The sequence below is a fragment of the Paenibacillus sp. ALE2 genome (assembly GCF_054113385.1).
Window position 1 is genome coordinate 4,726,560 of record NZ_CM134213.1, and the last position, 25,124, is coordinate 4,751,683.

Sequence of the window (25,124 nt, forward strand, 5' to 3'; positions counted from 1 at the left end):
GTCCACACTCCGTTTATGTAGTTAGATTCTCGTGGTAAATGACGCTCATAAAAAAATTGGCGACCGCTTCCCCCATAATAAAGCAGAGGCGGTCGCCACGTAAAAAACATCATTATGTTTTTTATAATTTAGTTACTGGTTTATTAATAAATTAGCGTTTCAAGCTTCCACCGTTTGTGGAAATAACCTCTTTGTACCAGTGGAACGATTTTTTCCGGTATCTTTCAAGTGTACCGCTGCCATCATCATGACGGTCAACATAAATGTAACCATAACGTTTTTTAAGCTGAGCAGTCGACGCGCTGACAAGGTCGATACAGCCCCAAGATGTATAGCCCAGAACCTCTACTCCATCTTCAATCGCTTCCCCAACTTGAACCAAATGATCATTCAGATAGTTGATCCGGTAGTCATCTTCAACCGTTTTTTCACCTTTTTCATTGGTGATAAGCTCGTCCACAGCGCCCAGACCATTTTCAACGATGAACAGTGGTTTTTGGAAACGATCATAGAATGTATTCAGCACATAGCGCAGACCTTGCGGATCAATTTGCCAGCCCCACTCACTTGCCTCGAGATGCGGATTGCTCACCCCACCGAGGATGTTACCTTCACCTTTGACTTTTTTAGCTTCGTCTGCAGTCTCACAAGTACTCATGTAATAGCTGAACGAGATAAAATCAACCGTATGCTTCAGATCTTCAGCATCACCTGGCTCAAAATGAATAGAGATTCCGTTTTCTTTGAAGAAACGTTTCATGTAACCTGGATATTGACCTCTTGCATGAATATCGGCAAATGCCATGTTTCTGTGATCAAATTCCATTGCTGCAATTACATCGTCTGGATTAGGTGTCAGCGGATAAGTAGGCATACTCAGTACCATACAACCAATTTTGAAATCAGGATTAATCTGATGACCGATTTTTACCGCTCTTGCACTCGCTACCAGCTCATGGTGAATAGCTTGATAAAGATCTTGTTCACTAAGTTGATCTTTTGGTGTGCTAATCCCGCCACTCATGAAGGGTGCTTCAAGAATGGAGTTGATTTCATTGAATGTCAACCAGTATTTTACTTTATCTTTGTAGCGATTAAATACAGTTGTTGCATAGCGCTCATAGAAATCAACAAGCTTACGGTTTACCCAACCATCGTATTCTCTGGACAAATGTAAAGGTGTTTCATAGTGAGATAATGTAACGAGTGGCTCAATGCCATATTTATGAAGTTCATCAAACAAATCATCATAAAATTGCAAGCCTTGTTCATTAGGTTCCAACTCGTCCCCTTTAGGGAAGATACGTGACCAAGCTATGGAAGTACGGAACACTTTAAAGCCCATTTCCGCAAAAAGTTTGATATCTTCTTTATAATGATGGTAAAAATCAATACCAATCAACTTCATATTATCTTCTGTTGGTACATCCGTAACCGGCCCCCAACCACCACGAGGAGTTACATCCTGAATGGACCAGCCTTTTCCGTCTTCTTGATAAGCACCTTCGAGTTGATTAGCAGCAACTGCTCCACCCCACAGGAAATCTTTTGGAAACTGTGTACTCATATTTTCTCCGCCTTTGCTGATGTTTTTTCATTAACTAGGACATAAACACGTTACCTCTACGCTAATGTTTATAAAGTACTTCTAATTGAATCTTAAGGTTTGTAACGCGTTTCATGTCAAGTATTATTTTAAAAACTTGCAGAGTCTATAATCGTATTATCTCCAATACTTACTTCCATATTTATAACAACGTCCCGACCCATCTATCCGTTAATTACCAATTGTAACTGGGTGAGCTATTCTTCAAAGCGGAAGGCTTCTATTTTCTTTTTTCCACCAATTGTAAATTGTAGGTCAGGCTTTCAAGGGTAACTGAAATCAACCCATACATGTATTCATCGTGCGTATCGTTTTTTACAAAAATCTCAGGCATATGTTCTTTGGGTACATCTTTAAGACAGCCGTTATAAATATCATCCAACAGTGCTGGCTTAGATAACTCTCCAGTCAAAGCGATCGATACAGGGTCTATAATCGCAATAATGGATGTTATCGTTTTGATCGCCAAAGGAACAAATTCCTGTGTGCTATTTAACTGTTTAAGCTGTTCCTCTCTCGTTATGCCAAAGGGTAAAAAGGAAACTTCCCCAGCAAATTTGGTATTTCCTTTTAACAAATGTCCATCGACAATAAAACCCGCTCCCGGAAAATTATCCTTGGGAAACGTAACAATAGCAAAGGTTTTGTCCTCATCATAATTTTGCATGTTATAAAATCCATAGACGGTCAGATGCATATCATTTTCAATGGTGACTTCTAACCCGTATTTATCTTGAAGGCGTGGTCCTACAGGGACTCCTATCAGCAGATCAAGGTCACAGACATCAATAACCCCTTGATGAACAACCCCCGGAATGCCAATACCAACGGCTTTGACGTTTCCATAGGTATGAATTAGCTCTCCGACTTGGTCATCTATGACTTCATAATCAATATGCGGCACAACGGATGTATTCTCTGCGATAATATCGCCAAGCATATTGGCCACAGCATAAGTAAGAGAATGTACTCCTCCTTCTGTTTTCACAGTTAAACAAATAATATAGGAATAATCAGCGTTATATTTGTACCGTCTAGCCGGGCGACCGCCACTCGACTCTTCCAATTCCATCTCTAATACTTCTCCGGTTTGAAGAAGCTCATTCAGAATATTCCCACAGGTTGCCACACTAAGTCCTGTAATACTGGCTATAGACGACTTGGTTGCAAATTCCTTGGATTTCAGTGTGTTTTTAACTAGCTCTACATTAATTCGTTTGACCCGAATGGTATTATTGGAGACTGGTTGTATTTGAATACACCCCTTTTGAAGTGATTATTAAAAGGTTAATAATAAGCTGTAATATAACGCCCGGTCTGCAATAAGTCAATTTGCACAACCCGTACGCAAGAATATGATTCTCCATTCGATTAGTCGATCATCATGATATACTATGGATAAGAGACAAAAATTTAGTGATAAAACTAACAAGAAAAGGGAGATTCTATTGGCAACTAGCGAATATGTAGCAATCATTGCGTTGATCCTCTCCGTCATACTTTTGTTCAAGGTCTACCGTCTTCAATCTCGACTTAATGATTTGAAATCCGATGTGGAGCGTCTTGAGAACCGTTCAGGACCAACGGAAACATCGATGTCAAGTACAATTACTCCCCCTCCTCCACATTTCCTAGACGCAGAAGCTTCAAAAGAAATCAATCAAAGGCTGCTTCTACTGATCAGGGAAGGAAATAAGATTCAAGCCATAAAAGAATTAAGAATCGCTAAGGATCTGTCTCTTAAGGATGCAAAAGATTATGTAGATCATTTGGAAAAGCTTTAAGAAAGGAAGAATTAAAATGAGTGTCAGCAAAACAAACGCCATGCGCATATTAGACGGGCAACACATCCACTACAATATTTTGAGTTATGACCATCAAGATGGAAAAATAGACGGTATGAACGTAGCCGAAAAGATCCAAAGAGCACCGGAATCCGTTTTCAAAACCTTGGTTGCACATAGCAAACAAAATCTGTTTGTTTTTGTGATTCCTGTACATAAAGAGCTTGATCTCAAAAAGGCTGCCAAATCTGCGGGAGAGAAAAAAATTGAAATGCTTCCTGTTAAGGAGTTGCAAAAGCATACAGGATATATTCGCGGTGGCTGCTCTCCCATAGGAATGAAAAAGCTCTACCCCACTTATATCGACCAGCCCGCAGTTGAACTGGAAACGATCGTTGTAAGCGGCGGGAAAATTGGAACTCAGCTGGAACTGAGTCCGCACGATTTGGCTCAAATCATTCAAGCACAGTTTACAGATCTATCGCACACGGTATAAAACTCATCATGTCATCATAAAATCTTTATGCGTATTTTCTCTTAATCCTATGCTTCATCATGCTTCAACCTAGAGAGGAAGATCAAATGATGCATAATGATTGCTCAAAGAAAGTCGGAATCCCCCAACCCATCAGAAGTGATGGTGCAGGGGGCATCGACAAGGGTCCACGTGATGTGATGAGGGATTTACAAAATCCGGATATGCTGGTTCCTCCCGTAACGGACAATGGTCTCATACCGAATATGCGGTTTTCTTTTTCAGATGCTCATATGCAGCTTAATCATGGTGGGTGGTCAAGAGAAGTTACAGTAAGGGAGTTACCCATTGCCACAACTCTTGCCGGAGTGAACATGAGTTTGACACCGGGCGGTGTCCGTGAGCTTCACTGGCATCAGCAGGCAGAATGGTCTTATATGCTGTTAGGAAGTGCACGTATTACGGCAGTTGACCAAGATGGACGTAATTTTATTGCTGATGTGGGCCCAGGCGATCTCTGGTACTTTCCACCAGGCATCCCGCATTCTATACAGGGCCTTGAAGAAGGCTGTGAGTTTTTGCTGGTTTTCGATGATGGCAGTTTTTCCGATCTGAACACCTTATCCATCTCAGATTGGTTCGCCCATACTCCCAAAGAGGTGATTTCTGCAAATTTCGGGATTCCAGAAACCGATTTTGCAGCCATTCCTCAAGACCAAGTCTACATCTATCAGGATTCCGTTCCCGGTTCAATCCAAAGTCAAGCGGTTCCCTCTCCCTATGGGACGTTGCCCCTATCCTTTAAGCATGAATTACTAGCTCAGCCCCCGATCAAAACACCGGGCGGAAGCGTACGGATTGTCGACTCCTCCAATTTTCCGATTTCCAAAACTATCGCAGCTGCCCTGGTTGAGATTGAACCCGGAGCCATGCGAGAGATGCACTGGCACCCCAATAATGATGAATGGCAATACTACCTTGCAGGGCAAGGACGGATGACTGTCTTTGGCGGTAATGGTGCAGCACGTACATTTGATTTTAGGGCCGGGGATGTTGGATATGTGCCTTTTGCTTATGGTCATTACATTCAAAATACTGGCTCCAGCACACTATGGTTTCTTGAAATGTTTAAAAGTGACCGTTTTGCAGATGTGTCCTTAAATCAATGGATGGCTCTTACGCCTACAGAACTGATTCAAAGTAATTTACATGTTGGTTCTGATGTAATCTCTAATTTACGAAAGGTCAAATGGCCCGTCGTCAAGTATCCTGGTTACTCTTATGACCCTAAAAATAAATAAAGGAATCACTTCGTCATGATGTCTTCCAGCTGTTTCCGTGGCTCAGGACAAACTGCTCAAATGAGACCGGACAGCGCCCAGTGACAAGCTTAACGGTATCAGTCACTTGGTCTTCACTTCCGTTTTCACGTATCCTTCTATCCAATCCTGCCAGCATATCTGCATATTCTTCAGGCATTCCAGCGCGAACCATGCCCGCTTTCAACTCTTCATCAGACAAAGAGATATGCTGGATCGGTTGGACTGTTGATTTCCCAATAATTTCAGCCACTTCGTTATATGTTAGTGTTTGAGGTCCAGTGATGACATGAGCTGTGTTGTGTGGTTTATCGTCAATAAGAGCCCTCACTCCCACTTCTGCAATGTCATCTGCACTTACGAAGCCTATTCTCCCGTTTTGGGTTGCACTATAAATGGCCTTGTTGTTTTTGATCGTTTCCACATGCTGGCCTTCTGTGAAATTCTCCATAAAGTAGGATGGCTGTAATACAGCCCACTCTGGAGCTAATCTACGAAGTGCTTGATGCACAGGTCCAAATACTGGCCCGTCCTCAGGCACAGATGCGCTGCCTAAAAGCACGAATCTTTGCACTCCTTCTCTCAAGGCCCTCTCAATAAAAGGAATCATCACTTTGGCGGGATTGACGTCCAACACAGGTACTACCAAATAAATTTTATCTACATTCATCAGCGCCTGTGTATGTGTTGATTCATCATACCAATCAAAATATACATAATCTTCTTCTTCCCAATTGCCAGGTTTAGTACGCCCAGCCAAACGTACTGGATACTGAAGTTGCGTAAGTTTGGCAGCTACACGGCTGCCTGTTTTGCCGTTTGCCCCTGTAATCAACGTTATATTTCTGTCTTTCATAAAATTCAACTCCTATTTAAATTTTTTATCTTAGTCTAGATTTTCATATCTCCATGAGGCTTGAACTCTTTCATTCATGATTCCAAGGCTTCAAGAGCGACCAAAGGGTTCCAGTAATCTTTGTAGTGAGTAATTTTTCCGTTCTTCAACTTAATAACAGAAATGTAGGTTTGATTATACGGTTTACCTGTGCTCACAGCCTGCGCCTCACAGGCAAATTCGGCCACGAATAAATCCGGGTCCGTTGTCGTATGGATAATTGGTGAAGAGAAATCCTGAATCCGAAGCATATTAGGAAATTCCTTAATATACTCGTAAATCGCTGCTTTGCCTTGAAGCATTTGTGCAAAATGCTTAGGCGCATAAGGGAACTCGAAAACAGCGTGATCATCAAATAATGAAATCCATTGCTCCATATTTTCTTCTAACATGTTGCTCATAAATTTATGCATGACTGTTTGCGCTTGCTGTTTTGCTTTGTCGGTATTCGGATTGATTGTCATAGTAGACACCTCGCATAATTATTTTTAGTTCCTGCTTAAAACTAATTCAAGACAGAAATTAAACATAAGAATTCTAGATTGATCAGTCTAGAATATTCAAAAAAAATTTGACTAATCGGTCTAGAATATTCAAAAAATAAACGCTATTAAGCGTTTATAAAGATCACTCCAAAATCGACAGCGTCGTACGCACAATATCTCTAAGCACCTCAGGGCTTGCGCCTGTCTTGGCGGTAAATGTCAGCGATAATCGGGCATGATTTAGAAATCTGGCGATTGACAACAGTTCAGATTCCGTAGCATGAATCTCCCCCTCACTTTGGGCGCGGACTAGGGCGTTGTAAAAAGCAAGTTCAAGCTTTTCAGTGTTTTCAGTAATAAAAGCTTTGATCTCATGATGATGCGGAGCCTGTTCAATAGCACTGTTCATAATAAAGCATTCCTTCGACAGCCTCTTATCCATCAAGACTCTAACAGATTCATTAAAAATCATCGCTATTGCATCCTTAATGCTCCCAGGTTGACTGAGCAGATGTACTACGGCTTCGGTTTTGTCACGTATGTAAAGCTGAATAGCCGAAAAAAACAAATCATATTTCGTGCCGTAGGTATCATAAAGACTCTGCCGCGCTATACCCAGCTGATCCAGTAAAATGGTCAGAGAAGTTCCCTCATACCCATGCTCTCCAAATACAGCCATAGCTTTTCGCAGAACACTTTCAGTATCAAATTCTTTAGCTCTTCCCAAACCTCATGTCACCTCCTTGCTTATGATTATAATTTTTACAGACTGATCAGTCAAGAAAATAAAATTGATTTTATATAATTTTATTTACAAAAAAACCATCGTACCGAAATACGATGGTTTAGGAATGTTTATTTTATCCAAACGCTCAGGTGTAAATGATGCAATCCGACTATTCCTCAGAGTCTACGTTATGGTAAACCTGCTGAACATCCTCCAAATCTTCTAATGCATCAATCAATTTATCAAATTGAGCCTGTGCATCTTCTGGAAGAGTAATATCATTTTGGGCAAGCATGGTGAGCTCGGCAACGGTAAACTCCGTTACTCCTGCCCGCTTGAAAGCTTCCTGAACAGCATGGAATTGATCAGGCTCTGCATATACGATGACGGCTTCATCTTCTTCAATGATGTCACGAACTTCGACATCTGCCTCCATCAGCAGCTCCAGCACTTCATCTGGAGTTTTACCTACCAGACCAATAACTGCTGTTGAATCAAACATATAGGCTACAGATCCGCTCACGCCCAGGCTACCGCCATTTTTAGTAAAAGCAGAACGCACATCCGATGCTGTACGGTTCACGTTATTCGTCAGTGCATCTACAATGACCATGGAACCGTTCGGTCCGAAACCTTCATAACGAAGCTCTACGTAGTTTTCATCTCCAGCACCTTTTGCTTTTTCAATAGCACGGTCAATGATCGCTTTCGGTACATTGTACGTTTTTGCACGTTCTAACACGACTCTTAGGACCCGATTGGATTCAGGATCAGGCTCGCCCTGTTTGGCTGCCACATAAATTTCCACGCCAAATTTAGCATATATACGACTCGTATTAGCATCCTTGGATGCCTTCTTTTCTTTAATGTTATTCCACTTACGTCCCATAATATCCCGCTCTCTTCCTGTATGAATATACACAACGAACTTCATTATATCCTTGTATATTATATCTCCTAAAGGACATACGAACAAGTTCAAACACTCCGTTATGGAAAAATAAACAATTCTGCCTACAATCCTCCTCATCTATGGACAACAATCCTATGAATGTCTAAGATGAGGAGGAAGTCTGACTTGAAGGAGATTATTCACTTGGATGTCTTATATAAAAAGTTGAGCAATAACCATGAAATCACGGTATATGAAACCACGGAGCTGTATGGTGAAAAGGGGTTATTTCGTGTGATGGAATTTTCAAATGCGGCTGTCCAAGGTGCGCTAGATTTGAATCATCCGCAACGCATTCTGTTCGAATATCCCAGAGCAATCATCCATCTTATGGAGCTGAACGATCCGTCATTTGAAGACGTGTTTGTTATCGGGCATGGTATAGGCACGATTGCGGGTCACTTTACAGATAAACGCTTTAAGATTGCCGAGCTGGATTCGCAAGTGGTAGAATTCAGCCGAACATTCTTTGGGTACGACCAGAACAATGTGACTATTGGCGATGGACGTCGCATCCTGGAGAAGGAGGCCCCGGATGCTTATGACTATATTATATTGGACGCCTTCACGGAGCAGGGTACACCCTTGCATTTAGTATCCTGGGAATTTTTCAAGATGGCTAAAGAAAAGCTGGATTCCGAAGGATCGCTAATTATGAATGTAATGGGCAAAAGTGAACACGATCATCTAGTCCATGCCATTCACACAACGTTGCGTGAAGAATTCGCCTATGTCACAACGTTCTCTCTACCATCGGAAGGCGTTGCCGACATTCAAAATATCATTATGATAGGTCGAGACAAGCCCATTCGTTTTCAGGCACGTCAGATGGCGGACTTTCATGAGATTACACTTGGAGAAGGTCATATTCTGCGGGATACAGATGCTTAGTGTTGTATGAGACTCAATATTCTTCTCTCTACATCATGGATATGAATCGACTCTTTGTTGCTGTTTCTTCGCTCTACGAATTCTACTTTTCCGTGTTCAGCATCTTTACCAACGACGATGCGCACGGGAATACCTACTAAATCTGAATCTTTAAATTTAACTCCTGGACGTTCGTCACGATCATCTAGCAGAACCTCTATACCGCGATCCTGTAGTTGGCTGTATAGCTCCTCGGCTATTTGCATCTGAAGCCTGTCTTTCACTGAAATCGGAATGATATGAACCTGAAACGGAGCCAGTGCGTGGGGCCATATCATTCCGTTCTGGTCATGATTCTGCTCTACAATGGCGGACAGGATTCGGGAAATGCCAATACCATAGCAGCCCATAATCATCGCTTGATCGGTTCCGGACGCATCTAGAAAGGTCGCCCCTAGCTTCTCACTGTACTTGGTGCCCAGTTTGAATACGTGTCCAATCTCAATTCCACGGTGGAGTTCCAATTTCCCTTCGTCACATCGAGGACATCTATCCCCTTCTATAACATTGCGCAAGTCTGCCACATGCCGAAGATCCATATCACGCCTTGGATTCACATGCCGATAATGGTAGTCCTGCTCGTTCGCGCCTGCAAGACCGCTGGACATTTGGACAACGGCGTAATCCACCCACACAGGGATTGTCAAGCCGCATGGGCCTATGGACGCAGGTGGGGTTCCAGTCACCTTTGTGACGGCATTTGCACTTGCTATTTCGAATTTTTCACTACCTAAAATTTGTTTAACTTTTACTTCGTTGACCTCATGATCTCCTCTGACAACTACCGCAATCGGCTGATCGTCAGCCATATAAATCAATGTTTTGATGATTTCTTGGGGCTCTATGTGAAGGGTATCAACCAGTTGATCTATGGTGCGCAGACCTGGAGTATACAGTTTTTCCATTTCATCTGTATCGATAGAAGGATGGCTGTCATGTTCATTTTCATCGAAGACAGAAGATATTCCTATGCTCCCCGTAGAACGTGGCTCTGCCTTTTCAAGATTGGCAGCATAATCACAGCAGGTACACGCCACTATGGTATCCTCTCCTATATCAGCCAGCGCCATAAATTCGTGGGTTTCACCTTCACCACCAATAGCACCAGCATCTGCTTCGACGGCGCGAAAATTCAGACTGCAGCGGGTGAAAATACGTTGATATGCCTGGAACATGGCCCAATAAGTGTGATCTAGTCCCTCCCAATTGGCATCAAACGAATAGGCATCCTTCATCAAAAATTCTCTGCTGCGAAGCAACCCAAACCGAGGACGTCGTTCATCCCGAAACTTGGTTTGAATTTGATACAGTGTTACAGGCAATTTCCGATAGGAATTCACTTCATTTCGTATTAAAGACGTAATGACCTCTTCATGTGTAGGCCCTAATGCAAACTCCCGATCATGTCGATCTTGCAGACGCATCAGCTCTGAACCGTACACATCGTATCTCCCCGATTCTTGCCACAGTTCCGTTGGCTTTAATACAGGCATCAGCAATTCTCCAGCTCCTGCACGATCCATCTCATCTCGTACAATTTGTTCCACTTTTCTGAGTACCCGTCTGCCCAGTGGCATATAGGTATACATTCCAGCCGCCAATTGGCGGATAAATCCTGCCCGCAGCATAAGCTGATGACTAATCACTTCGGCCTCTGCAGGTGCTTCACGCAAGGTTGTCAGTAATAATTGGCTTTGGCGCATGTGTGGCTTCCTCCTTGTAAGAACGATAAAATGTACGCAAAAAAGACACATCCGTCAGGGACGAATGTGTCGTGGTACCACCCTTCATTTGACCGTAACCATATTCGGTACGGTCCTTCTTCAGATAACGGTATCTGGCCGGTAACGGTTTATCTTACGCACCGTTACAGCTCGCAAGGCAGGAAAACGTTCATTCGCGGCGAGAAACCTTTCAGCCCATGGGTTTCTTCTCTGTACAGCGGGTAATTGAACCTTTGATCCTTGGTCTACACTATTCCTATATATTACAATTTTCACCACTTTACACGAAACGCAGATTCAAGTCAAGGAGATAATTGTCTATCTGGGCTCAGCCAAGGACATGAACGATATTTAGATTTTAAGATAATCAAATTCCTTTCATTACCATATTGCAAAATGAGCGGCCATATTTTAGGACGGATACGCCTGCGAAAACCCAGAACAAATCGGACAAACCGAGGTGAAATATCCCAAATACGAACGGCTTCTTGCTCTACTCCTTTGGGTAGCTCCTTGGAAAATAAAAAACGGTTAAGCGAACGCGTGATAACACCTGATATCGCCTCAATCGTGCTGACATCCATTACGATGATTGTGTCGGAACGCTGGAGTCGCTCGGTAAAATAACGTTCATGATAATTGCCTTCGATAATCCACTCTTCCCCTTGCAGGACTTCACCCAGCTGTTTATGAAATTGTTTGTCTGTACTCCGCTTCCACTCCGGTCCCCAATACAAATCATCCAACGAAATATACGGCAAATGAGTCCACATCGACAGTCGTTTGGCCAAAAAAGTCTTGCCGCTCCCCGGTGAGCCGATTACGATAATACGTTTAGCATGCTGCACAGCTAGAAGCTCGTCACTCACTTCCCCACGTAAGGTTAGCGTTGAATAGATCAGTCGATATAGAAATCCTACTGCCAAAGCCCCTCCCTTTAAAAGCAAATAAAGAAGAAACAGCGGCAGAAAAACAATAGCGTATTTCACACTGTCCATCAGACAACCTGCCCCTTTTATACATTCAATATTTGAGATCATTACATCTGTGAAGCTCTAAATACACGCTGTTGTAGGTTAAGTGTTCTCTTCTTTACTTATGTATTTTTCTTTTTAAAATACACACCCTTAAAAAATACAAAATTTTGCGAATGTGTGCCATACAGCTCCTGGAACCTAGAATGGAGTTTATTCACAGAAATGGTGTCTGAGACTGTCCGATCCGTTTGTATGGTTAAGTCGACACAACTGATTCCAAACTGGCACACTTGCTCCATAGGATAACCTTGGGTAATTCCATAAATCATCCCGGCAATAAACGCGTCATCTGCGCCTGTGACATCAATGACCTGTTGAACTGGAGGGATAGGGATTTGTCCATGAGTTCCATCCTGAGAAGCAAACAACACATGCTCAGCACCGCAGATAATAATGACATTTTGAACCCCTAGTTTGTGAAAAACTCGAGCTGCGTCCAATATCTGCTGGTCATCTTTAAGTTCCAGTCCCAAATAAGCTTCAGCCTCTTCCGGTTGGCATACCAGCCATTCCACCCCATGCAAATTTCGGGGAAGCTTTCTCATCTTGGAAGCTGACACCGATGAAACGACAAGCGGAACCTGATGTTCCTGACAGACATGTATGGTGGCCGCTATTACGTTCATAGAGAAATTAGTGTCCAGCAGAACAAGTCGGGACGAGGCGATTAAAGGAATATTTTCAAAAATTACTGAAGGACGAATCTGATCATAAATCTCCATTTCTGCTGTCGCTACAATCATCTCACCATGCTCGTTTAGCAAGGCAGTATAAACGCCAGTTGACGACTCACCTTTGACTTGAAGAGGAATCACATGCATGTAACGGCTAGACTGTTCGATGATAAATTCGCCTTCCGCATCATCTCCAACTGCGGTTAGCAGGCTGACCCGTCGGCTCAACCTCCCTAAATTTTCAGCTACATTCCGTGCTACCCCACCGCAAGATTGCAGCCTAGTGCTGCTCGGATTGGAGGTGTGAAGCTGAAATGTACCCTTAACCATGATTTTACGATCCAGATTTGCCCCTCCTATACACAGTATTTGTTCGCTAGAGGGCCAAGGCTCGTCCTGTTCATTTTTGTGAATTTTTTTTAATTTCATCATTTGACTCCTTTCTCGACTCTATTCGGCTAGAATGATTTAAATTTGTGCAGAAATAGGCACTCTATAAACCTAACATGTTCTAAATGTCAAATTCCCAAGAATCATGTCGAGTCCGTTAAAATATCAAAAAGTTACACATGCTAAAAAAGTCACCTCATCGTAAAGATACCCTCCACATTACGATAAGATGACTAGAACTGAACTTGCAGCTTAGATCCTTCTTCCTAGCATCCTGTTATTTTATAGAGAATAGAGCAGCTCCATGAGGGGGTAAATCTGCGGACAGTTCCTGCACTATAACACCTAAATCCACATGGTTCCACAAGTCTCTGGCACTTGCCTGCCCTTCAATTCCAAGCTCCTGTAGGGATACACGGACTGTTGAAGCTTCATCTCCAACATTAAATAAAGCCGCATATACGTGACCTTCCTCATTGTGAGAAGTCCAAACGATATGTTCATCCTTTCTGTAGACCTGTCGCGCATTCACACCGTTGTGATGAACATCGAGCACTTCTTTGTTCGTCAGCAATGAAAGTGTCCATGCGTCATTATCACGCAGTTCTCCTCCGAACATCAGTGGAGACCGGAAAATGCTCCATAAGGTCATCATCGTCAGCTGCTCATCCTTCGTAAAGCGTGTCCAACGATCATGACTGCCAGAATCTACTGAATCTACCGAACGAATACCTAAATGTCCGAGCGGCAACATGTCGCAATCCGGCCAGTGACCTGGACCTACATGTTCCGCCCATTTCTCGCAGCGTTCGAACATACCATACAGTAAAGGCCATACATCCCAGAAATCATCAGTCATACGCCACATATTCGCATTTGCGATTAAATCAGATGCATGTTCCAGCGGTGCGGGACCAGGCGATAGACTTAACACCATCGGACGTCCGCATTGGGCGATAGCCCGCTTAATCATTTCGATTTCCGCCAAATGAATACCATAGAGACGTGATGCAGCAATGTCATCTACTTTGACAAAATCGACACCCCATTCCGCATACAGGTCAAACAAAGAATTATAATACTCCTGTGCGCCTTCCTTGGATGCATCTACCCCATACATATCTGTGTTCCAAGGACAAATAGAGTTAGGATGTGCAATTTGTCTGGCCGTAGCTGTAGTTCCCAAAATCGGGGTATCCTGATGAACCGCCTGTCTAGAGATGCCCCTCATAATATGTATCCCGAATTTCAATCCCAAACTATGCACATATTCTGCAAGAGCATGGAACCCACGACCGTCTGCTGCCGAAGGGAACCGATTCACCGCTGGAATCAGACGTGAAAATGAATCCATTTCCAATGAAACAAATGGTCGGTACTGTGAAGATACTGCTCCCGACTCATACCATTGAATATCCACCACTACATATTCCCATCCATACTCCTTCAGGTGCTCCGCTATATATTGAGCATTTCCCCGTACTTCCTCTTCCCTTACTGCTGCGCCATAGCAATCCCAGCTATTCCATCCCATAGGTGGTGTATGCGCTGTCAAAAGATGTTCCATTGAATTCATCCTTTCATCTGTTAGACCTTAACCTGTTACCGCAAATCTCATCAACCCCACAATACCATTATAATGTAACCCCTTACTTTTGTCGCTCGTCATCTTTTCCATTTCCACTTTTTATACATTTATGTTGACTAACTTAAAGAATGTGGTACATTTAAACTTGCTTGTTAAAAAACTTTGACTTGAATCAGAGGGTGATTTTACATGTGTGAACATGCTTATCGAATTTTGTTGTTTTACAAATATGTCAATATTGAAGATCCTGCCACCTTTACGGCAGAGCATCTGGCTTACTGCAAAGAGCTGGGCGTCAAGGGAAGAATCTTGATTGCTGAGGAAGGAATCAACGGAACACTGTCCGGTACAGTAGAGCAAACGGAGCAGTATATCCGTGATTTGCGCGCCAATCCGAAATTCCACGATATCGTTATTAAAATAGATGAGTCTGACGGTCATGCGTTCAAGAAAATATTTGTACGTCATCGCCAGGAACTGGTTACGCTACGTCATGAGGACGAGCTGGACCCTAATGTAATTAGCGGCAAGCGTCTGTCACCAAAGGAGTTTTATGAACAGCTTCAAGATGAAGATGTCGTGGTTCTGGACGGTCGTAACGACTACGAATATGACATCGGTCATTTCCGCGGAGCCATTCGCCCCGAAGTTGAATCGTTCCGTGAATTTCCACAATGGATTCGCGATAATATGACTCAGTTCAAGGACAAGAAAATCCTGACATACTGTACTGGAGGTATTCGTTGCGAAAAGCTGTCCGGTCTGCTGATTAAAGAAGGCTTTGACGATGTAGGCCAGTTGGATGGCGGCATTGTGACTTACAGCAAGGACCCTGAAGTACAAGGGCGTTTGTTTGACGGTAAATGCTATGTGTTTGACGAACGGATTTCGGTTCGGATCAACCATACGGATGAAGACGTTATTGTCGGTCAATGCTACCACTGTGAAACGCCAAACGATCATTATATTAACTGCCCGGTCTGCAATCTCCAACATATCGTGTGCCCAGACTGCGAAGAACAGCATCAACACTATTGCTCTGACGAATGCCGAACCAAAGCAAAAACTATGGCTTCTGCTTAAACCATTAGAATACTCGGTTTCACATAAAAGGGATGTTCCTACTAGCCGTTCAACATGGCTGTGGACATCCCTTTTGTTGTTCTCAGAATAAGTGCGCTAAGCTTCATAGTATATACCTATAACCTTAATTGTTTATCCATCTTGGACGGGCCCAAAAGTAGCGCCTTATAATGGAAAATGTCATTACAGAAAGGATGGGTGGAATTCATGATTCAAATCGTACTTTCAACTCTTTTATCCGTTATCGTTCCGCTGTCCATTCCGGTGATTGCCGGATTTTTACTCGGCAAATTCATGAAGCTGGAAACAAAACCGCTCTCGACTTTGTACTTATATTTTTTAAGTCCTGCCATGATTCTGGACACACTGCTCAAAGCGCAGCTTTCCTGGCATGATGTGACACAGACAGCCGCTTTTTCATTACTCAACCTGCTGCTATTGTGGGGAATTGCACAATTAGCAGGGAAAATCTTTAGGCTGAGCGCCCCGGAAACGGCTGGGCTCACCTTAATTTCCACACTGACCAATAGTGCAAATTATGGGTTGCCACTCATTTTACTTGCCTTTGGGCAGCTTGGTCTGGATAAAGCCTCTGTATATGTCGTCATCCAAATGATTATGGTCAATACTATTGGCGTTTATTTTGCAGCCCGCTCTGAATTTTCTGTTCAAAGTGCCGTGAAGTCGGTATTTTCTCTCCCTGCAATTTATGCGGCTCTTCTCGCACTGGGACTTCGAGCACTGGATTGGCATCTGCCCTCCGGCATTCAATCGAGTGTCTCAATGATTGCAGCTGCTTATTCTCCGGTTGTGCTGGCGATTCTGGGTACCCAAATGGCTTATGTGAAAATACTCAAGCTGGAGCCATCTATTAAAAAAGCCAGCTACGCAGGACTAACAATCCGACTTCTGCTTTCCCCGCTCGCGGCTTGTCTTGCCATGCTGATACTGGGAATTTCAGGTCTTTTGTTCTCCGTTCTCTTCATTCTGGCCTCGATGCCAGTGGCAGTGAATGCAGTCATTTTAGCCGAAAAATTTAATGCATCGCCAAAACTGGTCTCCACCTGCATCTTGTGGAGCACGCTTGCCTCATTCCTGGTTCTGCCCATTCTGATTATGCTGGTAGCAGGTTAGACGGACAAAAGGCTCTCTACACCATAGAGAGCCATGCACGATCCTGTCTCCAGTCTACTTGCACAGGTGTTTCAAAAAAAGTACTAAGCGTTTCACTGCTCAGGATATCAGTCGTTTTACCTTTGGCAAACACCGTACCCCGGCGAATCAGAATCGTATGTGTGTACATCGGTAAAATTTCTTCAATATGGTGTGTAACATACAATAAATTGGGAGAACCCGGCGTCTCGGACAGTTGACGAACGCTATCCAATAATGCTTCTCTAGAGAAAAAATCCAACCCGTTGCACGCCTCGTCCAAAATCAACAGCTTGGGCGAGGCCATTAACGCGCGAGCAATAAGCACTTTTTGCTTTTCTCCCTGTGAGCATCCCTGATACAACCGATCGACGAGATGAGCACAGCCCAGTCGGCTCATAAGCTGAACGGCCTGTTCATAATCTGTATCCGTCGTCTGGTCATACAGTCCAATGGAGGCAAATTTACCACTGATGACGACATCCTGTGTACGCTGGCTTCCATTAATCCTTTCTTGTAAAGAGGAACTGACCCAACCAATAGATTTGCGCAATTCCCTCAGATCTACATCCCCAAAAGTATGACCCAATACACCGACACTACCTGTGGTTGGCCATATGTAGCCATTAATCATATTGAGCATCGTTGTTTTGCCTGATCCATTCAAGCCGAGCACAGCCCAATGCTCTCCCTCAGATACCTGCCAATTGATTTGATCCAGTATGGTACGGTTATCTCTCTTCCAGCTTACATTGTTAAGCTCAATGACAGAATTCATGGCTGTACATCCCTTCTATACATCGTATCATCAGATGTTTTTAGGCGTAATAATATATCACGTTTGCTACGTTAATCTTCACTTTCGTATAAGAATAGCACAGGGTTGCAGGTTGTTCAATTTTAAATTCACTATATTGCTTTCTACAAAACAATAGAAATAGAATCAAGTTCAATAGCCCGCTTAGGCTAACTTGGAATAAGGTAGTCTAAGCGGGCATTTTAGTTGTTTTAAGATTTAAGATTTAAGATTTCGGAGCGATGAAGACCGATTTATGAGGTAGTTTATGCGCTATTTCTTGAGGAAGGCTCAGATTCGTTGCCAATACATCAACAGGGTTGCCAGCCATCCACTCACTCAAATCAATGGCCTCGTAATGACCACTGTTAAAACCAATCAAAATACGGCATACGTCCGATCCGGTATTTTTAATATAATGCCCGGCTCCCATAGGTACATACCCTACATCTCCGGCCTCAAACTGCTCTGTCACTGCATTCCCTTCTGCCAGAAATACAGTCATTTCTGCTTTGCCGTCCAAATAGTACTGCCATTCATCCGCATTGGGATGCCAGTGCATTTCTCGCAATCCGCCCGGCTCCAGTTCAATTACAGATCCGGCCATCGTCGAAGAAATAGGAAAATCTTCTACTGTAACGGTCCGCTGAGTCCCTCCACCCGGTGCCAATCTGGGCTGTTTGGCCATTAAAGGATAGCGGTGTTTAGTAATCAGATCAGAAGAAATGCGCGGATATGCATCATGAGATGCGGTAGATGGGACAGGCCCTTTTGCAAAATAAGCTTCCTTCTTTGGCAAAAGAGCGAGCTCGTCGGCTGCAAATCCGAGATTCTGCATGACAACATCTGCGGGAGTCTGAGCGATAAAATCAGTAATGCTGAACGTATGGTCCTCCGAAAAATCACCATTATCGAAAATCAGGATAAAATGACACTCTCCAGGACCAAGACCTTGAATGGAGTGACCATAACCACGCGGGAAATACCATACATCACCGGGGTTAAAAATATCGACATAGGAAGTACCGTCTGGATGGATAACAGTTGTCCGACAGGAACCGCTAATCACATAGGCCCATTCAGCTGCATTGGCATGCCAGTGAAGCTCGCGCATTCCACCCGGCTCCAGACGCATCGAAACCCCTGCTATTCCTTCTGATACAGGGAAATCATGGACTGAAGCCCCACGTGTGATACCCCCTGGCCCGATTCTGGGTTCCTTTTTCTCCAAAGCATACTTAAATGATTTCATCGCGATTCCTCCTTAAAATCATTCTTCCCATATGTCTTTATTCACTTATTGATGCTGTGCAGGTCTATTATATACTTTTAATGTTAAAGAGATCAAATTTGTCCATTTTTTTCATCAAATTATGTCCGAATCGCCCCCTCGCGGTTAGGATTAGGGTAAATAGGCAAGAGAAAAAGGATGAATCATAAACAATTCATCCTTTTTTTGATTTAGTTTCTTTATTTGTATGATCAACTTTATTTGCATTTTTATCTTTATTCTTGTCGTTATTCTTCTTATCCTTGCTTGGGACTATAACTTTCTTTTTTTCATTAGCCAGTCGCCAATAGCTTAATACTTTTCGGTACATAGACTTATCTGACAATTGGTTAAAAATGTATGGGTCTGGCTTCGTGTTCACCTCAATGATCCACGGGATAAAGCGATGATCCAATCCAATGTCCACACCAATTTGCCGGAAATTCGGATATGTTTTTTGTAGTTGTGTGGCAATGGTAATCCCCAGTTCATTGAGCTTCTTAACCAGCTCAGCCTGCTTACTTTGCGATAAATGGGATTTCAGTAGCTGTTCCAAGGCCATCGGCTTACCACCACTATGATAATTGGTCACGATTTTACGGGGATGGCCCAAGCGTCCAATAATTCCGGTAGATTCCCATGTCCCTTTTGCATTACGCTGCACCATGACCCGGATATCAAAATAACGATTTTGATGGCGCAGTAAATGAATTCCCTTTTGAATGAGATAACTTTTTTTACCCATGTGTTTCGATAGGCTGGTAATCAGTGCATCTAACTGTTTGAATTCCAGACGTTTTTCCTCATATTGGTAGGCGAAGCGCTGACCTGCCTCCTGTTCGATTTTCATCACACCTTTGCCAAAGGTACCTCGATCAGGCTTTACATAGACCATCCCATACTTCTCCAACATGGATTTCACAGTTATTTTGCTGTATTTACGGGTTTCAGGTACAAAAGGCTTGATACTGCCATGCTGGAGCAACAATTGGGTTTTATGCCATTTGCTACGCAACGCCTGCGCTTGTGAAGAATTCACTTGCCCCTCTCCTCTCTACTCTCAGGGTAGAACGCTCCTGTTAAAAAAGATCAATCTATCGTATGCGCCAAAACCCCATTCGAAGCTCCATTCGCCCTCTTCTACACAGAATTAGACAGTTGGCCTTGCCCGGTCGAAAGCGCCTGTCCAGGCATACAATAATATGAGATACCGGTAGCGTATATTTACACATATAGGGAGTGAATAACATGTCTGCGCAATCCGATGGGCTACAGAAGGGTTCCCTCTCAATCGATGTTCTAATCCCCGCAATTGAAAAAGATCTGGCTACACTACCACTAGTAATTGACAGTCTGCGCCGTCACGTGCAGCACCGAATTGCAACCATCTATATCGTTTCACCGCAAAGCACCAAACTTCGCCGTCTATGTGCAAACAAAAAGTGTACATTTATAGACGAAAAAACGGTGTTGCCCATCACTAAAAAGCATATTCATTACGGAACAACGCGCTGGGATCGCTCAGGCTGGCTGTATCAGCAATTGCTCAAAATGAATGGCGACAAAATCAGTAAATCGTCTTTTTTTCTCGTCATAGATGCGGACACCATTTTGATTCGTCCACACACGTTCCGTAAAGACGGAAAAACAATTTTTTACTATCGCAGCTGGAGTCAACCTGAGTATTTTCGAACTTACCGTAAGCTGATGGGTGCTAAAGCTCCCTCACCAAAGTCCTTTGTCACTCACTATATGCTTTTTGAAAAAACACGGCTCGCCCAGCTCAAGCAAGTTATTGAGGCCAAGCATGGGAAACCTTGGTACAACGCCATTATTCAAAGTATAGACCGGACAAAACAGTTTGGATTTTCCGAATATGAAACGTATGCCAACTATCTATACAGCAATCAGCCCTCTCGGATGATTTTGCGCAAGTCATTAAATAAAGCGCTTCATAGTCGTGCTTCTTCGCTGTCACAAAAACAATTGGATATCTATGCCCAAAGCTACCGCTCCTTATCTTTTCATCAACGCAAAGTGTACCAGCTAGCTCCAAAAACAAGGATTCAATCTTCATTGAAATAGTTCCTAAAATAGAAAATCCCGCAATTGTTGATGCAATCTAATGGATTTGCATTAAAGGAGGAAACGTCTGTGCGCATCGTATTGTTATGCGGTGGTGCCGGAAAACGGCTGTGGCCATTATCCAATGATATTCGGTCAAAGCTGTTTCTCCGGTTGTTGCCCGCTCCTGACGGGCAGCAGGAATCTATGCTCGGCCGGGTGTATCGTCAGCTTACCTTAGCCGGACTAGATTCCTCTGCCCTGCTTCTGGCTCATCAGAGTCAGGTAAATCTAGCCTTTCGACATACAGAAGGTCGTCTGCCTGTTCTTGGCGAGCCGGCTAAACGGGGAACCTTCACAGCTGCTGCACTCGCTGCTGCTTATTTTCACACAAGAGGCATGGGGCTGGATGAAGTTCTCTGTATTGCTCCAGCAGATATGTTTGCAGGCGACGACTTCTTCCACAGCATAGCAGCGCTCTCCGGTCTATTGCTCGAGAGCGGAGCCGATCTAGCTATGCTTGGGACAAGGCCTACCCATGCCTCAGACCAATATGGCTATGTCGTTCCGGGTCTGCAAATGAGGCAGGAAGGGAAATCGGCTTATGCACAAGTTGCTCGCTTCACTGAAAAGCCGGATCTCTCTGGGGCGCAGCAGCTTATTAACCAAGGCGCACTATGGAACTGCGGTATTTATGCTTTTACGTTACGATATATGCTGTCCTGTATGGAGCAAAGTCAATTGCCGCTGAACGATAAAGAACTGTGCGCAATGTATGATAGCCTCCCGGTTCGCAGTTTCGATGAGGAGATTGCGGAGCGTTCTGAACGGGCCGTTGTCCTGCCTTACGAGGGCGAATGGCACGACATCGGCAACTGGCAGACCTTAACAGAGCAGCTAGGAAGCCGAGTGATCGGGCGTGGACAAATCAGTGGTCAAACTCACGGCACACACATCGTCAATGAGCTGCCCTATCCACTTCATGTCATTGGTGTGGAGGATATTATTGCTGCTGCAAGCCTTGACGGTATTCTCATTGCATCCAAAAGCCATGCCCACGCGATCAAGGAACAGCTAGGCAAACTCCAACTTCACCCCATGCATGGTGAAACCTCTTGGGGCAGTTACCGGGTGCTGGACGAATTTGAGCACCGAAGCCCAAATGACATATTAGCTATACGACTGACGGTGTTGCCGGATCATCGCTTGAATGGACGTATTCACGGCAGCGGACTTAAAGTATGGACGATCGTATCCGGTCGGGGAGAGGTTATGCTGAACGGAGAACGCTTTGCTGCGGCAAGCGGCTCTGTATTTAGCATTCCGGTCGATACGTATCACACGATCCGCGCCGATCTGGATTCAAAACTGGAACTAATCGAGGTTCGCCTAGGTAACAGTTTGGTGAGCGCCTTCTATAAATCCGATTCCTGCAACACGGAGTTATAACATCTAAACAGATCGATTTCTGCACGAAGATCACACATCAAAAAAATCGCTCTTGAGCAAGGTGAGTAACATCCTTTGCTCATGAAGCGATTTTTTTTGTAATATTACATCTCATAAGGAAACCGTTCTAACCTTGCCAGATAAATAAACCTTGTTGGCCTTAATCATCCCGGCCTCTCTTAAAAAGTGCTGCACGATCTTCATCTGATAGTGTATGCGTTCTTTCTGGGGCAGGCTCCACCCTGTTTCTACGGTTACCGCACGTGCCCCTAAAATACGGGCTGCAGCGGTACGAGAGGAACCTGGGAGCTCATGCAACCGCATGTTGAAATGGCGGTCTTTCACCTTGATCGAGCGATTCATTCGCTTAATAATCCGGCGCGTCGTGGGAATTATCGGGTTGCCCTTATTGGAGATCAGCGTTTGGCCAAGCACCTTGGCATCCTTTTGTGATAATCCATTCGCCTCATGCAAGTCAAGATACCATTCAGGGTGATGCTTTTGTAATAATTTGAATAGAGCAGTGGAAAGCGGTTGTGTTGCCGCCTGCTTTTTCCGGCGCGGAAAGGTTCGATTCAGATCCGGTTTTCCTCTAATCTGCTTGCGGTAAGCCTTTTGATTCACAATTGGCACAATAATAAGCTTGCCATGGCTGAATCTCAGCTTTTGCTCATTCAAAAGCTTTACCAGTTTCTCAGCCGCACGTATACTTGCTATTTCATTACCATGTATGCCTGCAACCACCACCGCACACGGGCCTTGTTGTCCCTCTATGGCTACATAATAAGGAGTCGCCCAAGAAGAGCCCTTTCCAAGCATATATCGTTTGACCTGCATCCCCTTCACCTCCGTATAGGCTTTCGGTGTCCTCTCTTCTGTTCTCGCCGACGAATGATTTCACGGTATAGTCTCAAGTAGTTGCTGGTCATCTGTTTGTTGGTAAATCTTTGGCTAACATACAATCGAAGCTGCGCGGGTGACGGGTAATTCTTTTGCTGTGCCTTTCGTGCCATTTGTCCAACTGATTTGCAAATCAACTGCGGAAAGCCTGATAGCACCTCGGGAACAGAGCCATTTTTTAGTGCCAGCACCGGTGTTCCACAAGCCATAGCCTCTACCATTACAAGTCCGAACGGTTCTTCCCACAGTGATGGAAACAACAGACACTCTGCATGTTTCAGAAGCTTCTGTTTCCGATCACCCCCAACTGGTCCCACATAGCGTATATTCGGATTGCGCTGAATTCGTGTCTGAATCTCTCGGCGAAAAAATACAGGGGCTTTGATGGGACCCGCAATAAGCAGTCTTTTTCCTGTTCGCTCTGCAACCTGAATGGCCTGCAATACACCTTTATCCGGTATAATTCTGCCCATGAACAGCAAGTAGCTGCGCTTCTCACTGCTGAACTCGTATTCATGCGTGTTGATGCCGTTATAGATATAAAATCCTTTGCCCCCGCCCATCAGCTGACGTGCTCGTTTACTGACATATACCGGGTTTTTACCGTGTCTTCTCACTGGAAGATGAACGGTACACAATGATGAGCAGGGCAGCTTCCTACGCGCTACAGCAGAACGAAAGGTATGGTCATGAATGATATGTGTGCCGGAAGGCATATGCCGAAGTACATATTGGGGGATCTGACTATGTTTCAAACCCTTGGGATAAGTAATCAACCGCGCGCTGCTCCTGCTCCCACGGGCGGCAAAAAGAGATACATGATGCCCTCGTCTCACTAATTCCTCTGTTAATTCATGCACGACCTTTTCTGTTCCGCCCTTGATGGAGGGAACAGGCTGTGCATCGGGATAGTTGGATATGACCTGCACAATGGTTAAAGGTCGGTTTTTGAATGCTTTGCTCTGCTTTGAAGCCATACGAATTCCCCTTCCTGACCGGAAATACGGTGTGATCTTTACGATGTCAACGGGAATCTGAGTATACTCCCGTGCAGGTTATAAATTGTAGTATATAGGTATGTATGTTTTGCATGATTGCTTGTGCCAATCGTCTGCAAGTCGCTTTTTGTCATACGAGCCTAGTCATAAGGGGGAGTTATTTAATTTGTCAAGCTAAAGTTAAGGAGAAAATTCTCATCGTTTTCTAATAAAGCAGTGCAAAACGTTGGGGTAACAGGATTGTAACCATGAGTGGTAAATTCCGGATATTTTATTTGTGTTATTGTCATTTCAGGACATCAACACAATACGAATAACGGAGGAAATTATATATGAAACGTACTTCTAAAAAATTGTGGATGGGTATTTGCTTTACGATGACTTTGGCACTGAGCGCTGGAAGCTTCGTTGTTGGACCAGACACCACTCATGCCGCTTCGACAAGTAAAGCTGAGCGGATTATCTCAAAAGGCTCCCAGTATATGGGCGTCCGTTATGAACATGGAGCTCCAGCTGGCAGTACAAGCTCTTTTGATTGCTCTTCGTTCACTCAGTATGTTTTTGCACAAAATGGAATCAAGCTTCCACGTTCGTCCAAACAGCAGTCAACTGTGGGCACTTATGTACCGCGTAGTCAGCTTAAAAAAGGTGATTTAGTCTTTTTCTATGCGCCAATTCATCATGTAGCCATTTACATGGGAGACGGGAAAATTCTGCATACGTTTGGTAAAGGCGGCGTAACGGTTACCAATCTAAATTCGGGATGGTGGAGCTCCCATTACACAACAGCACGTCGTGTCCTTTAGGATCATTTTGGATGATCTCC

24 protein-coding genes are annotated in these 25,124 nt (G+C 44.0%); 9 read left to right on the top strand and 15 right to left on the bottom strand.

Features of this window, described 5'->3' with window-relative positions; genetic code table 11:
- Positions 1-151: 151 nt before the first annotated feature.
- Positions 152-1,567, bottom strand: a complete 1,416-nt coding sequence (locus tag ACXHJ1_RS20375) for a glycoside hydrolase family 1 protein (RefSeq protein ID WP_016818977.1) — start codon at positions 1,565-1,567, stop codon at positions 152-154.
- Between the two features lie 259 nt (positions 1,568-1,826).
- Complete coding sequence (locus ACXHJ1_RS20380; protein ID WP_031463469.1) at positions 1,827-2,735, bottom strand: ROK family protein; 909 nt, start codon at positions 2,733-2,735, stop codon at positions 1,827-1,829.
- Between the two features lie 319 nt (positions 2,736-3,054).
- Between ACXHJ1_RS20380 and ACXHJ1_RS20385 the strand changes: the two genes are divergently transcribed.
- The 3 genes from ACXHJ1_RS20385 to ACXHJ1_RS20395 all read left to right on the top strand — a co-directional run bounded on the left by ACXHJ1_RS20385 (position 3,055) and on the right by ACXHJ1_RS20395 (position 5,166).
- Positions 3,055-3,390: a ribosomal protein L7/L12 gene (locus ACXHJ1_RS20385; protein ID WP_090891228.1), complete on the top strand. Its 336-nt coding sequence runs from the start codon at positions 3,055-3,057 to the stop codon at positions 3,388-3,390.
- A 16-nt stretch (positions 3,391-3,406) separates the two neighbouring features.
- Positions 3,407-3,886 (top strand): Cys-tRNA(Pro) deacylase, encoded by a 480-nt coding sequence (gene ybaK / locus ACXHJ1_RS20390; RefSeq protein WP_016818974.1) that lies wholly within the window; start codon positions 3,407-3,409, stop codon positions 3,884-3,886.
- Positions 3,887-3,975: 89 nt separating this feature from the next.
- Entirely contained in the window at positions 3,976-5,166 is a 1,191-nt protein-coding gene (locus tag ACXHJ1_RS20395; protein ID WP_029514310.1) for an oxalate decarboxylase family bicupin, read from the top strand.
- A 13-nt stretch (positions 5,167-5,179) separates the two neighbouring features.
- Here the strand turns inward: ACXHJ1_RS20395 and ACXHJ1_RS20400 are convergent, their stop codons facing one another.
- The 4 genes from ACXHJ1_RS20400 to ACXHJ1_RS20415 form a co-directional block, all read right to left on the bottom strand.
- On the bottom strand, positions 5,180-6,040 hold the full coding sequence (locus ACXHJ1_RS20400; protein WP_457905135.1) for an NmrA family NAD(P)-binding protein: 861 nt from the start codon (positions 6,038-6,040) through the stop codon (positions 5,180-5,182).
- Between the two features lie 74 nt (positions 6,041-6,114).
- Positions 6,115-6,543 (bottom strand): nuclear transport factor 2 family protein, encoded by a 429-nt coding sequence (locus tag ACXHJ1_RS20405; protein ID WP_025364797.1) that lies wholly within the window; start codon positions 6,541-6,543, stop codon positions 6,115-6,117.
- A gap of 163 nt (positions 6,544-6,706) precedes the next feature.
- Positions 6,707-7,291, bottom strand: a complete 585-nt coding sequence (locus tag ACXHJ1_RS20410) for a TetR/AcrR family transcriptional regulator (RefSeq protein ID WP_025364796.1) — start codon at positions 7,289-7,291, stop codon at positions 6,707-6,709.
- A 169-nt stretch (positions 7,292-7,460) separates the two neighbouring features.
- On the bottom strand, positions 7,461-8,180 hold the full coding sequence (locus ACXHJ1_RS20415; protein WP_457905136.1) for a YebC/PmpR family DNA-binding transcriptional regulator: 720 nt from the start codon (positions 8,178-8,180) through the stop codon (positions 7,461-7,463).
- A gap of 189 nt (positions 8,181-8,369) precedes the next feature.
- Between ACXHJ1_RS20415 and ACXHJ1_RS20420 the strand changes: the two genes are divergently transcribed.
- Complete coding sequence (locus ACXHJ1_RS20420) at positions 8,370-9,134, top strand: spermidine synthase (protein ID WP_031463465.1); 765 nt, start codon at positions 8,370-8,372, stop codon at positions 9,132-9,134.
- On the opposite strand, the gene ACXHJ1_RS20425 is transcribed toward ACXHJ1_RS20420, so the two are convergent.
- From ACXHJ1_RS20425 to ACXHJ1_RS20440, 4 genes are all read right to left on the bottom strand, one after another.
- The gene (locus ACXHJ1_RS20425) at positions 9,131-10,876 is read right to left on the bottom strand and encodes a proline--tRNA ligase (RefSeq protein WP_457905137.1); all 1,746 of its coding nucleotides are present in this window, start codon (positions 10,874-10,876) and stop codon (positions 9,131-9,133) included. The two genes, ACXHJ1_RS20420 and ACXHJ1_RS20425, sit on opposite strands and share 4 nt — an antisense overlap.
- Positions 10,877-11,199: 323 nt before the next feature.
- Positions 11,200-11,895 (bottom strand): P-loop NTPase family protein, encoded by a 696-nt coding sequence (locus ACXHJ1_RS20430; RefSeq protein WP_017428508.1) that lies wholly within the window; start codon positions 11,893-11,895, stop codon positions 11,200-11,202.
- A 98-nt stretch (positions 11,896-11,993) separates the two neighbouring features.
- Positions 11,994-13,037, bottom strand: coding sequence for a carbohydrate kinase family protein (locus ACXHJ1_RS20435; RefSeq protein WP_031463462.1), 1,044 nt, complete (start codon positions 13,035-13,037; stop codon positions 11,994-11,996).
- 238 nt (positions 13,038-13,275) lie between these two features.
- Complete coding sequence (locus ACXHJ1_RS20440; RefSeq protein WP_090891209.1) at positions 13,276-14,565, bottom strand: glycoside hydrolase family 27 protein; 1,290 nt, start codon at positions 14,563-14,565, stop codon at positions 13,276-13,278.
- 210 nt (positions 14,566-14,775) lie between these two features.
- Here ACXHJ1_RS20440 and trhO point away from each other — a divergent pair, with 210 nt between their 5' ends.
- Both trhO and ACXHJ1_RS20450 read left to right on the top strand, forming a co-directional pair.
- Positions 14,776-15,669, top strand: coding sequence for an oxygen-dependent tRNA uridine(34) hydroxylase TrhO (gene trhO, locus ACXHJ1_RS20445; RefSeq protein WP_017428505.1), 894 nt, complete (start codon positions 14,776-14,778; stop codon positions 15,667-15,669).
- 207 nt (positions 15,670-15,876) lie between these two features.
- Complete coding sequence (locus tag ACXHJ1_RS20450) at positions 15,877-16,803, top strand: AEC family transporter (RefSeq protein WP_025364789.1); 927 nt, start codon at positions 15,877-15,879, stop codon at positions 16,801-16,803.
- A 16-nt stretch (positions 16,804-16,819) separates the two neighbouring features.
- Here ACXHJ1_RS20450 and ACXHJ1_RS20455 read toward each other — a convergent pair whose 3' ends face one another.
- From ACXHJ1_RS20455 to ACXHJ1_RS20465, 3 genes are all read right to left on the bottom strand, one after another.
- A complete protein-coding gene (locus tag ACXHJ1_RS20455; protein WP_457905138.1) occupies positions 16,820-17,599 on the bottom strand; it encodes an ABC transporter ATP-binding protein in 780 nt (259 codons plus the stop codon).
- Between the two features lie 244 nt (positions 17,600-17,843).
- Positions 17,844-18,869 (bottom strand): cupin domain-containing protein, encoded by a 1,026-nt coding sequence (locus tag ACXHJ1_RS20460; RefSeq protein ID WP_457905139.1) that lies wholly within the window; start codon positions 18,867-18,869, stop codon positions 17,844-17,846.
- A gap of 193 nt (positions 18,870-19,062) precedes the next feature.
- Positions 19,063-19,926 (bottom strand): YheC/YheD family protein, encoded by an 864-nt coding sequence (locus ACXHJ1_RS20465; RefSeq protein WP_457905140.1) that lies wholly within the window; start codon positions 19,924-19,926, stop codon positions 19,063-19,065.
- 209 nt (positions 19,927-20,135) lie between these two features.
- Here ACXHJ1_RS20465 and ACXHJ1_RS20470 point away from each other — a divergent pair, with 209 nt between their 5' ends.
- On the top strand, positions 20,136-20,972 hold the full coding sequence (locus ACXHJ1_RS20470) for a DUF6492 family protein (protein ID WP_031463458.1): 837 nt from the start codon (positions 20,136-20,138) through the stop codon (positions 20,970-20,972).
- Positions 20,973-21,041: 69 nt separating this feature from the next.
- Positions 21,042-22,400 carry a sugar phosphate nucleotidyltransferase gene (locus tag ACXHJ1_RS20475; RefSeq protein WP_025364784.1) on the top strand — a complete coding sequence of 453 codons (1,359 nt, stop codon included), beginning with the start codon at positions 21,042-21,044 and terminating at the stop codon, positions 22,398-22,400.
- A gap of 111 nt (positions 22,401-22,511) precedes the next feature.
- On the opposite strand, the gene ACXHJ1_RS20480 is transcribed toward ACXHJ1_RS20475, so the two are convergent.
- Together ACXHJ1_RS20480 and ACXHJ1_RS20485 are read right to left on the bottom strand one after the other, a co-directional pair.
- Complete coding sequence (locus tag ACXHJ1_RS20480) at positions 22,512-23,237, bottom strand: succinylglutamate desuccinylase/aspartoacylase family protein (RefSeq protein ID WP_457905141.1); 726 nt, start codon at positions 23,235-23,237, stop codon at positions 22,512-22,514.
- 5 nt (positions 23,238-23,242) lie between these two features.
- Positions 23,243-24,277 (bottom strand): glycosyltransferase, encoded by a 1,035-nt coding sequence (locus ACXHJ1_RS20485; RefSeq protein WP_017428498.1) that lies wholly within the window; start codon positions 24,275-24,277, stop codon positions 23,243-23,245.
- A gap of 353 nt (positions 24,278-24,630) precedes the next feature.
- On the opposite strand from ACXHJ1_RS20485, the gene ACXHJ1_RS20490 reads away from it, so the two are divergent.
- On the top strand, positions 24,631-25,104 hold the full coding sequence (locus ACXHJ1_RS20490) for a C40 family peptidase (protein ID WP_457905142.1): 474 nt from the start codon (positions 24,631-24,633) through the stop codon (positions 25,102-25,104).
- Positions 25,105-25,124 lie beyond the last annotated feature (20 nt).

Excerpts from the sequence above, each read along its gene's own strand:
- ACXHJ1_RS20375 (WP_016818977.1), bottom strand. The coding sequence starts at position 1,567 with ATGAGTACACAGTTTCCAAAAGATTTCCTGTGGGGTGGAGCAGTTGCT.
- ybaK (WP_016818974.1), top strand. The coding sequence starts at position 3,407 with ATGAGTGTCAGCAAAACAAACGCCATGCGCATATTAGACGGGCAACAC.
- ACXHJ1_RS20395 (WP_029514310.1), top strand. The coding sequence starts at position 3,976 with ATGCATAATGATTGCTCAAAGAAAGTCGGAATCCCCCAACCCATCAGA.
- ACXHJ1_RS20400 (WP_457905135.1), bottom strand. The coding sequence starts at position 6,040 with ATGAAAGACAGAAATATAACGTTGATTACAGGGGCAAACGGCAAAACA.
- ACXHJ1_RS20405 (WP_025364797.1), bottom strand. The coding sequence starts at position 6,543 with ATGACAATCAATCCGAATACCGACAAAGCAAAACAGCAAGCGCAAACA.
- ACXHJ1_RS20415 (WP_457905136.1), bottom strand. The coding sequence starts at position 8,180 with ATGGGACGTAAGTGGAATAACATTAAAGAAAAGAAGGCATCCAAGGAT.
- ACXHJ1_RS20425 (WP_457905137.1), bottom strand. The coding sequence starts at position 10,876 with ATGCGCCAAAGCCAATTATTACTGACAACCTTGCGTGAAGCACCTGCA.
- ACXHJ1_RS20430 (WP_017428508.1), bottom strand. The coding sequence starts at position 11,895 with ATGGACAGTGTGAAATACGCTATTGTTTTTCTGCCGCTGTTTCTTCTT.
- ACXHJ1_RS20435 (WP_031463462.1), bottom strand. The coding sequence starts at position 13,037 with ATGAAATTAAAAAAAATTCACAAAAATGAACAGGACGAGCCTTGGCCC.
- ACXHJ1_RS20440 (WP_090891209.1), bottom strand. The coding sequence starts at position 14,565 with ATGGAACATCTTTTGACAGCGCATACACCACCTATGGGATGGAATAGC.
- trhO (WP_017428505.1), top strand. The coding sequence starts at position 14,776 with ATGTGTGAACATGCTTATCGAATTTTGTTGTTTTACAAATATGTCAAT.
- ACXHJ1_RS20450 (WP_025364789.1), top strand. The coding sequence starts at position 15,877 with ATGATTCAAATCGTACTTTCAACTCTTTTATCCGTTATCGTTCCGCTG.
- ACXHJ1_RS20455 (WP_457905138.1), bottom strand. The coding sequence starts at position 17,599 with ATGAATTCTGTCATTGAGCTTAACAATGTAAGCTGGAAGAGAGATAAC.
- ACXHJ1_RS20460 (WP_457905139.1), bottom strand. The coding sequence starts at position 18,869 with ATGAAATCATTTAAGTATGCTTTGGAGAAAAAGGAACCCAGAATCGGG.
- ACXHJ1_RS20470 (WP_031463458.1), top strand. The coding sequence starts at position 20,136 with ATGTCTGCGCAATCCGATGGGCTACAGAAGGGTTCCCTCTCAATCGAT.
- ACXHJ1_RS20480 (WP_457905141.1), bottom strand. The coding sequence starts at position 23,237 with ATGCAGGTCAAACGATATATGCTTGGAAAGGGCTCTTCTTGGGCGACT.
- ACXHJ1_RS20485 (WP_017428498.1), bottom strand. The coding sequence starts at position 24,277 with ATGGCTTCAAAGCAGAGCAAAGCATTCAAAAACCGACCTTTAACCATT.
- ACXHJ1_RS20490 (WP_457905142.1), top strand. The coding sequence starts at position 24,631 with ATGAAACGTACTTCTAAAAAATTGTGGATGGGTATTTGCTTTACGATG.